Raw genomic sequence first — 14,193 nt, forward strand, 5'->3', positions numbered from 1 at the left:
GCACGGCCGGCGTGGCGCGTGAAACGGCAAGGTTCGGGCGATAATCGCGGCCAGGGGCGGCGCGCAACCTGCGTGGCGGCATCGAGGGCGGGGCAGGGCGTGAGGGCAAGGCACGGCGGGAGGGTCGGGAAGGGCGCGGCGTTGGTGCTGCTGGCCCTGCTGTGGCTGTGGCTGCCGCACGCGGCCCTCGGCGCCACGCTGGACGCGGCCACCGCCCGCGCCGGCACCGACGTGCTGCTGCTGGGCGCGGCGACGGCCGAGCGCACGCCCCAGCGCGCCTGTACGGCCGAGGTCCTGGCCCGCCACCAGCAGATCCTACACGTGCCGGCCCCGGCCAGGGGCTGGTCCGGCGAACCGCAGGCCGTGGATGTGTTCGGGGTCCTGGCCGGCGAAGTCCGGATCAGCCATGGCGATCGCCAGATCTGCGGCAGCATGCACGACGCGCGCACCCGTGATTCCCGCTTCCGCGCCGGCGTGGGCATGGTGGTGGTGCCCAAGGCCGGGGACCATGAACCGATCGTGGTGTCCTGGGCCGCACCGATCAAGCCGCGCTGGATCCCCACCGTGCAGTTGGGCGGGCCGAGTCCGGTGCAGCAGGACGACACCGCGCGGCTGCTGGTGCGCGCGGCCTGTGTCGCGGTGGTCATCGCGTTGGCGCTGTCGGCACTGATGGGCTATGTGACCACCAAGGACCGGTCGTTCCTGCTCTACGTGGCCATCTGTCTGCTGTTCGTGCTGTGGCAGGCGGTGCTGGGCGGCCTGAGCGGGTATCCGGAACCGTGGCTCCCGGTCCACAACCGCGCCTCGTGGTGGCTGGTGTCGTTGAGCGCCTTCACCGAGGCCGTGCTGCTGCCGGTGCTGTGGCGCCTGTGCGGTGGCGACCGCCGCTGGCCGCGCTCGCGGCCGGTCCAGCACGTGCTGCTGTGGGGGATGTTCGGCATCGGCCTGGTGGTGCCCTGGCTGCACTTCGCCGTGTTGCCCTGGCTGGCCGCGGGGCTGGAACACCTGTTCGTGCTCGGCTGCGTGGTGTGCCTGGCGGCGGGGGTCTGGGGCGTGCTGCAGCGCGACCGCTACGCGCTGGCAGGGTTGAGCGCGCTGGTGCCGTGGTGGGGCATGATCATCGCCGACGCGCTGCATGCCCAGTGGCTGGTGGCCTACCGGATCGAAACGCTGCAACTGTCGGCGACCTGGTTCCTGATGATGTCCGCCTACGCCTTGAACCTGCGCCTGGGGCGGCTGCGCCGGCAGCGCGACGAGATGCGCCAGCTGGCCGATACCGATGCGCTTACCGGCCTGCCCAACCGTCGTGCCGGGCTGCGCCTGCTGGCCGAGTACCTGGACCGGGCGCGCCAGGAAGACCAGCCATTGGCGATCGGGTTCCTGGATATCGACCTGTTCAAGGACATCAACGACCAGTTCGGCCACGAGGTCGGCGACCAGGTGCTGGTGGCGGTGGCGCGCAACCTGCGCGATTCGGTGCGCAACCGCGAGGATGTGATCCGGATGGGCGGGGAGGAGTTCCTGGTGCTGCTGCCCTGCGCCAACCGGGCCACCGCGCTGGCCCGCCTGGAGAGCGTGCGCCGACAGGTGCAGGCGGTCACCGCGATCCTGGCGGTGCCCGGCCTGGAGGTCTCGGCCAGCATCGGCCTGGCGGTCCTGCGTGGCGACGGCGACGACCTCGCCTCGCTGCTGCGCCGCGCCGACCACGCCATGTACTGCGCCAAGCGCGCCGGCCGCAACCAGGTCTACGACGCCGAACAGGCGGTGGCCGCCGGTGACCGGCAACCGGCCTGAACCACGGTTGCCCTGCGCGGCCCGGGTTTGCCGGATAATGGGCCGATGACTATCCGACTCAACAAGCACATCGCCGACACCGGCTTCTGTTCCCGCCGCGAAGCCGACCGCCTGATCGGCGAGCGCCGCGTCACCGTCAATGGCCATCCGGCCGGCACCGGTGCGGTGGTCGGCGAGGGCGACGTGGTCCTGGTCGACGGCCAGCCGCTGCGCGCGCGCGAAGCGAAAAAGGCCGGCGGCCGCAAGCACGTCTACATCGCGCTGAACAAGCCGGTGGGCATCACCTGCACCACCGAAAGCTCGGTCAAGGGCAACATCGTGGAGTTCGTCGGCCACGAACAGCGGATCTTCCCGATCGGCCGGCTGGACAAGGATTCGGAAGGGCTGATCCTGCTCACCAGCAACGGCAACATCGTCAACCAGATCCTGCGCGCCGAGAATGGCCACCAGAAGGAATACATGGTGGCGGTGAACAAGCCGGTCACCGACGAGTTCCTGCGCGGCATGGCGCGCGGCGTGCGCATCCATGACGAAACCACGCTGCCGTGCCGGACCAGCAAGCTGGCCAAGTTCGGTTTCCGGATCACTCTGCAGCAGGGCCTGAACCGGCAGATCCGGTTGATGGCGGCGGCCTTCGGCTTCCGCGTCACCCAGCTGCGCCGGGTCCGCATCGACAACATCAAGCTGGGCGCGCTCAAGCCCGGCCAGTGGCGCAATCTCACCGATGCCGAGCTCAAGGGCCTGCTGCCCAAACAGCTGGAATGGTGATGCCCCGCGTCACGCGCTGAGCCGGCACTCGGGCTAGACTGCGCGGGCACAACGACCGCGCCTGCCCCGATGATCAAGCCGTCCAAGCCGGACAACGAAGAACAGCGCCTGCAGGCGCTGCAGCGCTACCAGATCCTGGACACGCCCAGTGAACGGTCGTTCGAGGATCTGGTCACCATCGCCACCGCGCTGTGCGGTACCGGCATGGGCGCGGTGACGCTGATCGACCGCGATCGCCAGTGGTTCAAGGCACGCCAGGCGGTGGAGGTGAGCGAGGGCAGCCGCGATGTGTCCTTCTGCGGCCACGCGATCCTGCAGCCGGACCAGGTGATGGTGGTCGAAGACGCGTCGCAGGACCCGCGCTTCCACGACAACCCGCTGGTGGTCCAGGACCCGCATGTGCGCTTCTACGCGGGCGCGCCCCTGTTGAGCCTGGACGGCCTGCCACTGGGCACGCTGTGCGTGTTCGACGCCCGCCCCGGGCAGTTGCGCCCCGAGCAGGCCAAGGCACTGTCGGCGTTGTCGCGGCAGGTCTCGCTGGTGATGGAGCTGCGCCGCTATGCGCATGAGATCCAGCAGCACATGCGCGACCGGGCGTGGTACGAACAGCGCCTGGCCGAGTACAACAGCCTGCTGGAACAGCAGAACGCCGACCTGGCCGAACAGAGCCGCACCGATCCGTTGACCGGGCTGCCCAACCGCCGTGCCATGAGTGCGGCGCTGGAGACGGCGATCCGCGATGTCGACGGCCAGCCCCGGCAGACCGCCGTGGCCCTGCTGGACATCGACCATTTCAAGCGCGTCAACGACCTCTACGGGCATGCCACCGGCGACCACGTGCTGGCCGAACTGGCCCGCCTGCTGCGTGCGCATTTCGCCGGGCAGGGACTGGCGGCGCGCTACGGCGGCGAAGAGTTCGTGGTGCTGATGCCCGACACCGCGCTGGCCACGGCCGAGCTGCAATGCGATTTCCTGCGCATGGCCGTGGCCGACCTGCCGCTGGGCATCCCGCTGACGATCAGCATCGGCGTGGCCGCGCATCGTCACGGCGACAGCGTGGAGAAAACCCTCGCGCGCGCCGATGCGGCGCTGTACCAGGCCAAGCACCAGGGCCGCAACCGCGTGCTGCGCGCCGACTGAGCGCGCGTTCGCAGGCCCTGCGACCGCCTTGCGGCATGCTGGTGCCCCAACCCGCCATTGACCTCGCCATGCTGCAGACCCTGGCCATCGCCAACTACCGCTCGCTGTACGACCTGGTCGTGCCGATGGGGCGCCTGAACCTGGTCACCGGCGACAACGGCAGCGGCAAATCCAGCCTGTATCGGGCCCTGCGCCTGCTGGCCGAAACCGCGCAGGGCGGGGTTGCCGCCGCGCTGGCGCGCGAGGGCGGGCTGGGCTCGGCGCTGTGGGCCGGGCCCAGCCGGATCGACCAACGCATGGTGCGGGGCGAGATCCCCGTGCAGGGCCAAGCCCACGCGCCATCGGTCGCGCTGCGGCTCGGGTTTGCCGGTGAGGATTTCGGCTATGCGATCGACCTGGGGCTGCCGGTGGGCGGCGGGTCCATGTTCGACCTGGACCCGCAGATCAAATGCGAGAGTATCTGGGCCGGGCCGTTCCTGCGCAGCGCCAACGTGCTGGTCGAGCGACGCGGCGCGCTGGTGCGGCGCCGGCATGGCCGGCAGTGGGACGTGATGGACGAGCACCTGTCGGTATTCGACACCCTGTTTACCCAACTGGCCGATCCGCAGCGCATGCCCGAAGTGCTGGCGCTGCGCGAGTCGATCCGCGGCTGGCGGTTCTACGATCATTTCCGCAGCGATCCGCACGCGCCAGCGCGGCAGGCACCGCTGGCCACCCGCACGCCGGTGCTCAGCCATGACGGCCACGACCTGGCGGCGGCGTGGCAGACCATCGTGGAGATCGGCGATCCGCAGGCCCTGGCGCGCTCGCTGGACGATGCGTTTCCCGGTGCGCAGGTGCGCATCGAACCGCACGAAGGCCGGCTGCACCTGAAATTCCAGCAGCCGGGCCTGCTGCGTCCGCTGGCGGCGGCGGAACTGTCCGACGGCACCCTGCGCTACCTGCTGCTGATCGCCGCGCTGCATACGCCGCGGCCGCCACCGTTGATGGTGCTCAACGAGCCGGAGACAAGCCTGCATCCGGACCTGCTGCCGGCGCTGGCGCGCTTGATCGTCGCCGCCAGTGCGCGCAGCCAGCTGTGGGTGGTGTCGCATGCCAGCCGCTTGATCGCGGCAGTGCAGGAAGACCCGGCCTGCCAGCGCATCGGCCTGCACAAGGAACTCAGCCAGACCCGGATGGTCGGCCAGGGCCTGCTGGACGCCCCCGCCTGGTACTGGCCCGCGCGGTAGCCATCGGCACCGGGCCGGGCCGCGGCGGCGGCCTCAATCGGCGACGTTGTGCGCCTCGGCGGTGCCCAGCATCTCCGGGTGCTGCACCGGCTTGCGTCGGTTCAACAACGGGTGCAGGAACACCGCGCCGACGATGATCGCCACGCCCACGTAGAACAGCGGCGTCAGCTCACGCTGCTCGCTCAGCAGCACCATCGCCAGCAGGATCGCGTAGACCGGCTCCAGGTTGGTCACCAGTTGGGAGGTGTAGGCGCTGATGTGGCGCAGCGCGACCAGCGCCAGCGCGAACGGCAGCAGCGTGCACAGGCCGGCCAAGGCGAGCAGCAGCAGGCCGTCGTGCAGGCTGGGGACCACCCACAGCGGGCTGGCCAGCGGCGGCAGCAGGTAGGGCAGCAGCGGCGCCAGCAGGGTGAGGGTGACGGTGCCGGCGCCCAGTTCCAGCGCGGTCACCGTGAGCGGGTCGGCATGGCTGACCAGGCGCTTGTTGAGCGAGCCGAACACCGCCACCAGCAGCGCCGACAGCGCGCCGATCAACACCCCCAGGCGCATCCCATGCGGCACGCCACCCACCACCAGCGCCACGCCCGGCAGCACCGCGATGCCGAACGCCAGTTCGCGCAGCTGGAACGGGCGCTTGGCCACCCACGGTTCGATCACCGCGGTGAACACCGGTGCCAGCGCGATGCAGGTGGCCGCCACCGAGGCGTTGGCCAGTTTCACCGCGCCATAAAAGGTGAGCCAGTGCAGGGCAACCAGTGCGCCCACGCCGCAGTAGCCGGCAAACAGCGCCGGCGACAACTGGCGCAGCCCGCGCCACACCCGCGGCACCAGGGCCAGCATGGCCACCACCAGCAGCATCCGCCACCACACCAGCGGCAACGCGGGCAGGGTGATGAGCTTGCCGAGGATGGCGGTAATGCCCCACAGCAGCACGCAGAAGTGGATTTGCAGGAGCGCTTTACGGGTGTCGGTCATCGGCATCCCGCTATTGTGCGGCAAGCCGCCCGCCACCGCGATCCATCCACCCCAGGTTCAAGCCGGCGTGGCATCCTGCGCCGATGAACACCAGACCGCTCCCCGCACCGTCCCCGCGCGCCCGCGCCCTGGCCGGGATCACCGCGCTCACCGCCATCGCATCGCTGGTGCTGCAGTACGCGCTGCTGCTGCAGACCGTCGGCGCCACAGCCGGCACCGGCCAGGCGTTGCTGCGCCTGCTCGGCTATTTCACCATCCTCAGCAACATCGGCGTGGCCGCCGTGTGCCTGGCGCGCCTGCGTGGGCGCGGCGACGGCATGGCCGCGCCCGCAGCGAGTGCCGCAGTGGCGTTGTACATCGGCATTACCGGGCTGGTCTACGTGCTGGTGCTGCGCCCCCTGTGGCATCCGCAGGGGGCGCAGTGGTGGGCCGACACCGGCCTGCATTACGCCGTCCCGGTGCTGTACCTGCTGGGCTGGGTGGTGGGACCGCACGGTCATCTGCAGGCGCGCCAGTTGGCCTGGGCGATGCTGTTCCCGGCGCTGTACCTGGGCTGGGCGCTGCTGGTGGGGCGCTGGACCGGGCAGTACCCGTATCCGTTCCTGGACCTGGCCGCGCTGGGCGCGGCGACGGTCGCGCGCAACGCGCTGGTGGTCGGGTTGGCCTTCGCCGCGTTCGGCGCGCTGCTGTGGCGGATCGATGCGCGGCTCGGCGCGCGCAGCGCCGTATCCGCCCGGCGGTAACGATCGACCGTCGGGTCGATACGCAGCGGGTGGTCGGCACGCCGGCCTTGGGTCGATGGGGATCTGGTGCGAAACGCTGAAGGCAGCCGACCAACGGTCGGCGCTACGTTGCCCCGACGCGGGACAACTGCTCGCGCAGCGCCATCGCCGCGCCTGGATTGCGTTGTTTGGCCGCGCCAATGAACAGCACATAGACCTCGCGCGGCCCGCGTGCGGGCGCCTCGGCGGCGACATGTGGCAGGTCGGGGTTGTCGTCCCCGCGTGCCCAGCGCATCGCGCGCAGACACCATTGTTCCAGCGCCCGCTCCGGATAGCCTGCGCGCAGGTTGGCGCGCGCGTGCATCAACCGCGCATAGACGAAATCAGCGGTTGGATCGGCAAAGCTGGGGTAATCGTTGGAGCTGCTGAACACCAGCGCCACGTTGTGCGCGCGGGCCACGGCGACCAGGTCCGGCGTCCACGCGGCGGGGTTGCGCACCTCCAGGGCGTGCTGCAACCGGTGGCCGTCGGCCTCGCGCGGCAGCGCCTGCAGGAAGCCGTCGAACTCCGGTGCCGCGGCCGGGTGGGTATCGCCGAACTGCCAGACCAGCGGGCCCAGCCGATCGCCCAGCGTCACGATCCCGTCGATGAACGCCTCCGCCCGTGCGCCTACCCGGGACAGGTCGTGGGTCTGGGTGATCGTGCGCGGCGCCTTGGCCGAAAAGCGGAAGCCGGGCGGGGTCTGCTCACGCCACTGCGCGTAGACCGCCGGTTTCTGCGCCCGGTAGAAGGTGCTGTTGATTTCGATGCAGCCCAGTGCGCGGCTGGCATGGGCCAACTCTTCGCGCTGCGCCAGGCCGGCCGGGTAGAAGGTGCCGCCCCGCCAGGCCGGGAAGACCCAGCCGCCGATGCCGGTGCGGATGCGTCCGGGTGCCGCGGTCATGCGCCGCCGGCGGCCGCGCGCCAGGGATCGTAGCTGCCGAACCACCACAGGTAGCCTTCCAGGTCGCGGCAGGCGTAGCCGCGGCCGCCATAGGCCTGGTCGGCGATGTCGATCACCACCTGCGCCCCGGCGGCGACCGCGCGCGCGTAATGCGCATCCGGATCGGCCACGATCACGCAGGCACTCTGGGTCTGGCGGCCGCCCACCTCGTCGGGGTGCGCGCTGTAGCGCCCCCATTCGCTGGCGTTGTCCACCGAGCCGAGCATCACCATGCCGTGGCCATACACCAGCTGTGCGTGGTGGACCACGTCACCGTCGGCGTACACCGCCTGCGCGTGGAAGCCGAACGCGCGCTGCAACCACGCAATGGCCGCATGCGCGTCGCGGTAGCGCAGGCACGGGATGACGGTCGATACGGTATCGGCGGGCGCGGTCATGCGGGTCTCCGGAAACGGGCCTCCTTCTGGCACAGGCGAGCCTGCCGGTGCCCGCGTTACCATCGTGCGAAACCCGGCGCCGGGCCCCTGTCGGGCCTCAACGCCCCCGCGACATGCAACCGGAGACACTGTTTGAACACATCCTGGATCGGAGGCGTCGTGCTGCTGGCATGCGCACCTTTGGCGTCGGCAGCGGTGCCGACGGAACTGCAGCGGCTGGATGCCACTGTCGAACGCGTGCGCAGCCAGTTCGACGTGCCCGGCATCGCGGTGGCGGTGGTCAAGGACGGGCAGGTGGTGCTCGAGCGCGGCTACGGCGTGCGCGAGCTGGGCAAGCCGGCCCCGGTGCAGGCCGATACATTGTTCGCGATCGCGTCGAACACCAAGGCCTTTACCGCCACCTCGCTGAACCTGCTCGCCGAGCAGGGCAGGTTGAAGATGGACGACCGGGTGATCGACCACCTGCCGGGCTTCCGCATGTCCGACCCGTACGTCACCGGCGAGATGCGCATCCGCGACCTGCTTTCGCACCGCAGTGGGCTCAGCCTGGGGGCGGGCGACCTGCTGTTCTGGCCGACCACCGGCTACAGCAACCAGGAGGTGGTGCAGCGCCTGGCCAAGGTGCCGCTCAAGGCGGGCTTCCGCGACCGTTACGCGTACGACAACATCCTCTACGCAGTGGCCCAGCAGGTGATCGAGCAGGTCTCGGGGCAGTCCTACGCCGACTTCCTGCAGCAGCACATTTTCACCCCGGTCGGCATGGACGGTACCCGCTACAACGCCGACCATCTCAAGCCCGGCGACAACGCCGCGGTCGGCCACGCCAAATACGACTTCAGCACGTTGCGTACCGTCGCGCCGCTGACCTGGTCCAACAATGCCGGCGCCGGTGGCATCTATTCCAGCGTGCATGACATGGCGCGCTGGATGAACGTGCAGCTGGCGCACGGAACGCTGGAAAACGGGCAGGCGCTGTTCAGCGCCAAGAGCCAGCAGGGCATGTGGCAGATGATCACCCCGCAGGCGGTGCCCGAGCCGAGCGTGCCGCAACTGGCAGCGGCCAAACCCAACTTCGCCGGCTATGGTGAAGGCTGGAGCCTGAGCGATTACCGCGGCCAGAAGCTGGTCTGGCACACCGGCGGCTGGCCGGGCATGGTCTCGCGGGTGACCCTGGTGCCCGAACAGAAGCTGGGCATCGTGGTGCTGACCAACCAGGAAGTGGGCGCGGCCTTCAACGCCATCACCATGGAGGTGCTCGACGCGTATCTGCAGGCGCCGCAGACCGACTGGGTGGCCGCGTATGCCGCCGCCGTGGCGAAGGCACAGGACAAGGCCGACGAGGGCTGGGCCAGGCACCAGGCTGCGCGCGACGCCAGCTCCCGGCCGTCGCTGCCGCTTGCCGGGTATGCCGGCGGCTACCGCGATGCCTGGTATGGCGACGTGGCCGTGGAGCAGAAGGGGCGCACGCTGCGCCTGCGCTTCGGCAAGACCGCCCAGCTGGTCGGCACGCTGGAGCATTGGCAGCACGACACCTTCATCGTGCGCTGGGACGACCGCTCGCTCAATGCCGATGCCTTCGTGAATTTCAGCCTGGACCCGGACGGCAAGGTACGCGACATGCGCATGCAGGCGATCTCCTCGCTCACCGATTTCAGCTTCGATTTCCAGGACCTGTTGTTCGTCCCGGTCGTGGCCGACGCCAAGGGCTGAACCCCGCCGCCGACCTGTGATGGAGGCGCGAGTAAAAGAACGGGCCGTGGTGGGATAATCGCGGCCTGTTTTGTTTCGGGTGCACTGCGATGTTCCGCTGGTTCGAGTCGCTGATTCCGGTCTTTCCGCCCCTCGACGGCCGCATGCCGCCGCGCCGGGTGGTGCCGTTCTACATCCACTATCTGCGCCCGGTGTGGCCGGTGCTGCTGGCCACGTTGATCGGCGGTCTGCTGCTGGCGCTGGTGGAAGTGGCGATGTTCGATTTCCTCGGCCGCATCGTGGACATGGTCGCCGAGCAGCCCGGCAGCGGGTTTTTCGACCGCCATGCCAACACACTGCTGTGGATGGCCGGCATCACCCTGATCGCGCGGCCGCTGCTGGTGTCGCTGCACAGCCTGCTGGTCAACCAGGCGATCGTGCCCGGGCTGAGCAACCGCTCGCGCTGGCTGATGCACAACTACGTGGTGCGGCAGAGCCTGAGCTTCTTCCAGAACGACTTCGCCGGCAGCATGGCCAACCGCGTCATGCAGACCGGCACGTCGCTGCGCGAGTCGGCGGTGCAGATGGTCGATTCGCTGTGGTACATCATCGTCTACACCGGCACCGCGCTGTACCTGTTCGCGCAGGCCGACTGGCGGCTGATGATTCCGCTCGGGCTGTGGATGGCCGCCTACGCGGTGATCATGTGGTACTTCGTGCCACGGGCGAAGCAACGCGCATGGATCGCCTCCGAAGCGCGTTCCAAGGCGATGGGCCGCATCGTCGATGGCTACACCAACATTCCCACGCTGAAGCTGTTCGCCCATGGCGGGCATGAGCAGGCCTACGTGGCCGAATCGATCCAGGAACTGGCGGTCAAGCACCGCGGCCAGACCCGCGTCACCACCGGGCTGGAAGTGACCATCGCCATCGTCAACGGCTTCCTGATCGTGGGCACCTGCGGCCTGGCGCTGTGGCTGTGGAACGGCGGGCACATCACCGTCGGCGCGATCACCCTGGCCACCGGTCTGGTGATCCGCATCCACAACATGTCCGGCTGGATCATGTGGACCATCAACGGCATCTTCGAGGACATCGGTACGGTGCAGGACGGCATCACCACGATCTCCCAGCCGCTGACCGTGCAGGACCGCCCCGATGCGGTGCCGCTGGTGGTGGCGCGGGGCGGCGTGCATTTCGATGACATCCATTTCCACTACGGCAAGGCCGGCGGGGTGATGGCCGGGCTCAACCTGGACGTCAAGCCCGGCGAGAAGATCGGCCTGGTCGGTCCATCGGGCGCGGGCAAGTCGACCCTGGTCAACGTGCTGCTGCGGCTCTACGACCTGGAAAGCGGGCATATCCGCATCGATGGCCAGGACATCGCGGCCGTCACCCAGGAGAGTCTGCGCCGGCAGATCGGCGTGGTCACCCAGGACACGTCGCTGCTGCACCGCTCGATCCGCGACAACCTGCTGTACGGCCGCCCGGACGCCACCGAGGCGCAGCTGCGCAGCGCGGTGGCCAAGGCGCGTGCCGAGGCGTTCATCGAGACGCTGCGCGACGGCGAAGGCCGCACCGGCTACGACGCGCATGTGGGCGAGCGCGGCGTCAAGCTGTCCGGCGGCCAGCGCCAGCGCATCGCCATCGCCCGGGTGCTGCTCAAGGATGCCCCGATCCTGGTGCTGGACGAAGCCACCTCGGCCCTGGATTCGGAAGTGGAAGCCGCTATCCAGGACAACCTGGACGAGTTGATGGCCGGCAAGACGGTGATCGCGATCGCGCACCGGCTGTCCACCATCGCGCGCATGGACCGGCTGGTGGTGATGGACCAGGGCCGGATCGTGGAAACCGGCACGCACGCCGAACTGGTGGCCGCCGGTGGTCTCTATGCGCGCCTGTGGGCACGCCAGACCGGTGGATTCGTGGCCGCCGACGCGTAGGGCCGGGTGGGATGTGGTGGTGATTGCGCGCGGGTCCGGCGCTCGCCGACGCCAACCGCAGGGGCGGCAGGCGTCGGCAAAATAGGAGGCCATCGCCCCTATCCGGGGTAAGCAGAAGCGCACGTTGACCCGTTCCGGGCGCGGGGGACGGTGGGCCCGCGCTGGGCCCTCATGCCCTTTCCGGCGAATGTCCCCGGCGTCGGCCTCCTGCTGCTTGCCGAGCATGGCTCGGCACTACCGGGGAGGGGGCCTGCTGCTGCTTGCCGAGCATGGCTCGGCACGACCGGGGTCCTCCAAGGGCATGGGGGGCCAGCGCCCGACCCACCGACGGACCCCAGAAAATCCTGGCTACGGCCTGCTTACCGCAAGCCGAGCCCCGTAGCAGCCGGTAGGCCCCTGGGCAAAATAAAGGAGGAGGCCGCTTGGCGGCCGGGGGACATTCGCATCAGGGGCCTACCGGCTGTTGCGGGGCCCATACGCCCACGGGTAGCCCGGAACGAAGACACCCACCCGATCACCCACACGTCGCCGACACTATCCGTGCACGCGCGTAGCGTCGTGCTCATTCGGCGACGGCTCTTGCAACAAACCACGCCTGATCAGAGGGGAGAAGAACAAAAAACGGCCCGGGTCACCCCGGGCCGCTTGCCTGTCTGACGAGGAACGAGGCAGTGCTTACTCGATCGGCTGGTCCAGCATCAGCTGGCGCGCGAAACGCACCGGCGGTGCGCCGTAGGACAGCATCTGGTCATGGTAGGCCTTCAGGTTGAACTTCGCGCCCAGCTTGTCCTGCATCGCCTTGCGCGTATCGAAGTGCTCCTGCGCACCCACGAAGTAGGTCGGCAACTGCGCCGACGTCAACTGCGCGCGCACCCACTTGCCCGACGCCTCGCTTTCCTGCTGGAACGCATCGTGCGTCATCAGCTGCATCGCCTTCTCGCGGCTCCAGTTGTCCACGTGCACGCCCTGGTCCAGGATCGCGTTGGAGATGGTGCGCAGGTAGAACTTCAGCTGCACCAGGTGGAACAGCGGATCGTTGTCCAGGTAACCCTGCTCCTGCATCATCCGCTCGGTATAGACCGCCCAGCCCTCTGCGAACAGCCCCGAACGCAGCACCGCGCGCAGCGTCGACGGGAACTTGCCCGAATGCCAGCCTTCCAGGTAATGCCCCGGCGTGCCCTCGTGGATGCTCAGCAGATGGATCATCCGGCTGTTGTATTCGCGCAGGAACGAATCGACCTGCTTGTCGCTCCAATCGTCCGGAATCGGCGACACCGCGTAGAACGTCTTCAGGTTCTTGTCCAGCGGGCCGGGCGAATCGCAGTAGGCCACGGCGACGCCACGCTGGAACTCGGGCATCAGGATGATGTCCACCGGCGAATCGGGCAGCGTCATCAGGTCATGCTTGCGCACGAATTCGGTGGACTGCGCCAACGCCGCCTTCGCATCGTCCACCACCTTGTCGCGCGCCGGCTTGTCGGCGTAGGCCAGTTCCAGCGCCGCCTCGATCGCGGCCTGCTGCTGCGCGTCGGTCGGGTTGGCCGGCAGCGCCGGCGCGCCCGGCTTGTCCTTCAGCACGGTCTGCGCGATGCCGTACATGACCCCGCGCACGCGCTGCAGTTCAGCGCGCGCACGCTCGCCGATCTCCGCGCGCGACAGCGAGGAGTTCAGCGCGAACTTCAGCTTCTGGTCGTACAGCTCGGCACCGATGCGGAAGTCGCCCTTGGCGTTGGGCACCAGGGTGGTGTCCAGCCAGGTCTGCTGCTCCTCGACCGCCTTCTTCAGGCCGTCGATCGCCGCCTGCAGCCGCTTGCCGTCTTCGGCCGGCAGCTCGCCGATGTGCGGGGTGATGAAGGTATCGACGATGCTGAGGATGCCGCGGTTCTGCTTGGCCACCGTCTCGGCGTGGATCTTCGGCACGCGCGCCGGGTCCAGGTTCTCGCGCGCCTGCGCGAAGATCTGCGGCAGCTTCTCCATGCGCGCGGTGGCCGCCTTCAGGCGCTCGGGCAGCGGCGCGAACTCACGCGCCATCAGTCCGTACAGCGCGCTGCCGGCCATGCCGTTGTAGATCTGCGGGTCCCACTTGGACGACTGCAGCACCTCGGCCGTCCAGATCTCGGACTGCAGCTGGTTGCGCAGGATCGCCGCGTCGACCTGGTTCTCGCGCGAGAGCTTGCTCACGTCGATGCGGTCGAGGTCGGCGACCAGGGCCTTGTAGGCGGTCAGCATCTTCTGCTGGCCGGCGGCACTGAGGTCGTCGATCTCGGCATCGTAGCGGTGGTCGCCGATCTGGGTGGCGCTGATCGGCGACAGCTGCATCCAGGTGTCCAGGGCGCGCTTGGAAAGATCGGCGAAGGCGGTATCGACCGCCGCGTCACCGGCGCTGGCGGGCGCCGCGGTGCCGGTCGGGGCGGGCGGGGCATCGGCCTGCTGGCAACCGCCGAGGGCGGCGATCAGGGCGAGGGCGAGAAGATGCTGGCGCATCGGCGATCCTGTGCTGTGGTCAATCGCCGAGCATAGGCCCCCCCGCCCGATCGCACCCGTGCCATTGGA

Annotated in this window: 11 protein-coding genes; 7 read left to right on the forward strand and 4 right to left on the reverse strand. The window is 69.1% G+C overall.

Annotation, left to right across the window (positions count from 1 at the left end; all coding sequences use genetic code 11):
* The first annotated feature begins 144 nt into the window (after positions 1-144).
* The 4 genes from AC06FD_RS08465 (at position 145) to AC06FD_RS08480 (ending at position 4,931) form a co-directional block, all read left to right on the forward strand.
* The gene (locus AC06FD_RS08465; protein WP_478077557.1) at positions 145-1,794 is read left to right on the forward strand and encodes a sensor domain-containing diguanylate cyclase; all 1,650 of its coding nucleotides are present in this window, start codon (positions 145-147) and stop codon (positions 1,792-1,794) included.
* A gap of 45 nt (positions 1,795-1,839) precedes the next feature.
* Complete coding sequence (locus tag AC06FD_RS08470) at positions 1,840-2,562, forward strand: pseudouridine synthase (protein WP_394161357.1); 723 nt, start codon at positions 1,840-1,842, stop codon at positions 2,560-2,562.
* Between the two features lie 69 nt (positions 2,563-2,631).
* Positions 2,632-3,702, forward strand: coding sequence for a sensor domain-containing diguanylate cyclase (locus AC06FD_RS08475; RefSeq protein ID WP_259204007.1), 1,071 nt, complete (start codon positions 2,632-2,634; stop codon positions 3,700-3,702).
* 68 nt (positions 3,703-3,770) lie between these two features.
* On the forward strand, positions 3,771-4,931 hold the full coding sequence (locus tag AC06FD_RS08480; protein ID WP_394161355.1) for an AAA family ATPase: 1,161 nt from the start codon (positions 3,771-3,773) through the stop codon (positions 4,929-4,931).
* A 33-nt stretch (positions 4,932-4,964) separates the two neighbouring features.
* Here AC06FD_RS08480 and AC06FD_RS08485 read toward each other — a convergent pair whose 3' ends face one another.
* On the reverse strand, positions 4,965-5,912 hold the full coding sequence (locus AC06FD_RS08485) for a DMT family transporter (protein ID WP_259204011.1): 948 nt from the start codon (positions 5,910-5,912) through the stop codon (positions 4,965-4,967).
* A 77-nt stretch (positions 5,913-5,989) separates the two neighbouring features.
* On the opposite strand from AC06FD_RS08485, the gene AC06FD_RS08490 reads away from it, so the two are divergent.
* Positions 5,990-6,649, forward strand: a complete 660-nt coding sequence (locus AC06FD_RS08490; RefSeq protein WP_478077558.1) for a Pr6Pr family membrane protein — start codon at positions 5,990-5,992, stop codon at positions 6,647-6,649.
* A 103-nt stretch (positions 6,650-6,752) separates the two neighbouring features.
* On the opposite strand, the gene AC06FD_RS08495 is transcribed toward AC06FD_RS08490, so the two are convergent.
* Positions 6,753-7,571, reverse strand: coding sequence for a DUF72 domain-containing protein (locus AC06FD_RS08495; protein WP_478077559.1), 819 nt, complete (start codon positions 7,569-7,571; stop codon positions 6,753-6,755).
* A complete protein-coding gene (locus tag AC06FD_RS08500) occupies positions 7,568-8,008 on the reverse strand; it encodes a VOC family protein (protein ID WP_259204017.1) in 441 nt (146 codons plus the stop codon). The genes AC06FD_RS08495 and AC06FD_RS08500 overlap by 4 nt, the downstream gene beginning before the upstream one ends.
* 132 nt (positions 8,009-8,140) lie before the next feature.
* On the opposite strand from AC06FD_RS08500, the gene AC06FD_RS08505 reads away from it, so the two are divergent.
* Entirely contained in the window at positions 8,141-9,718 is a 1,578-nt protein-coding gene (locus tag AC06FD_RS08505; protein ID WP_478077560.1) for a serine hydrolase, read from the forward strand.
* An 89-nt stretch (positions 9,719-9,807) separates the two neighbouring features.
* Complete coding sequence (gene smrA, locus AC06FD_RS08510; RefSeq protein ID WP_449334817.1) at positions 9,808-11,640, forward strand: multidrug efflux ABC transporter SmrA; 1,833 nt, start codon at positions 9,808-9,810, stop codon at positions 11,638-11,640.
* Between the two features lie 675 nt (positions 11,641-12,315).
* Here smrA and AC06FD_RS08515 read toward each other — a convergent pair.
* On the reverse strand, positions 12,316-14,124 hold the full coding sequence (locus AC06FD_RS08515; RefSeq protein WP_478077561.1) for a DUF885 domain-containing protein: 1,809 nt from the start codon (positions 14,122-14,124) through the stop codon (positions 12,316-12,318).
* Positions 14,125-14,193 lie beyond the last annotated feature (69 nt).

It is taken from the genome of Stenotrophomonas sp. Steno-Z1 (assembly GCF_056393175.1).

Coding starts and splice junctions, on each gene's coding strand:
- smrA (WP_449334817.1), top strand. CDS start 9,808: ATGTTCCGCTGGTTCGAGTCGCTGATTCCGGTCTTTCCGCCCCTCGAC.
- AC06FD_RS08500 (WP_259204017.1), bottom strand. CDS start 8,008: ATGACCGCGCCCGCCGATACCGTATCGACCGTCATCCCGTGCCTGCGC.
- AC06FD_RS08475 (WP_259204007.1), top strand. CDS start 2,632: ATGATCAAGCCGTCCAAGCCGGACAACGAAGAACAGCGCCTGCAGGCG.
- AC06FD_RS08515 (WP_478077561.1), bottom strand. CDS start 14,124: ATGCGCCAGCATCTTCTCGCCCTCGCCCTGATCGCCGCCCTCGGCGGT.
- AC06FD_RS08490 (WP_478077558.1), top strand. CDS start 5,990: ATGAACACCAGACCGCTCCCCGCACCGTCCCCGCGCGCCCGCGCCCTG.
- AC06FD_RS08495 (WP_478077559.1), bottom strand. CDS start 7,571: ATGACCGCGGCACCCGGACGCATCCGCACCGGCATCGGCGGCTGGGTC.
- AC06FD_RS08480 (WP_394161355.1), top strand. CDS start 3,771: ATGCTGCAGACCCTGGCCATCGCCAACTACCGCTCGCTGTACGACCTG.
- AC06FD_RS08470 (WP_394161357.1), top strand. CDS start 1,840: ATGACTATCCGACTCAACAAGCACATCGCCGACACCGGCTTCTGTTCC.
- AC06FD_RS08485 (WP_259204011.1), bottom strand. CDS start 5,912: ATGCCGATGACCGACACCCGTAAAGCGCTCCTGCAAATCCACTTCTGC.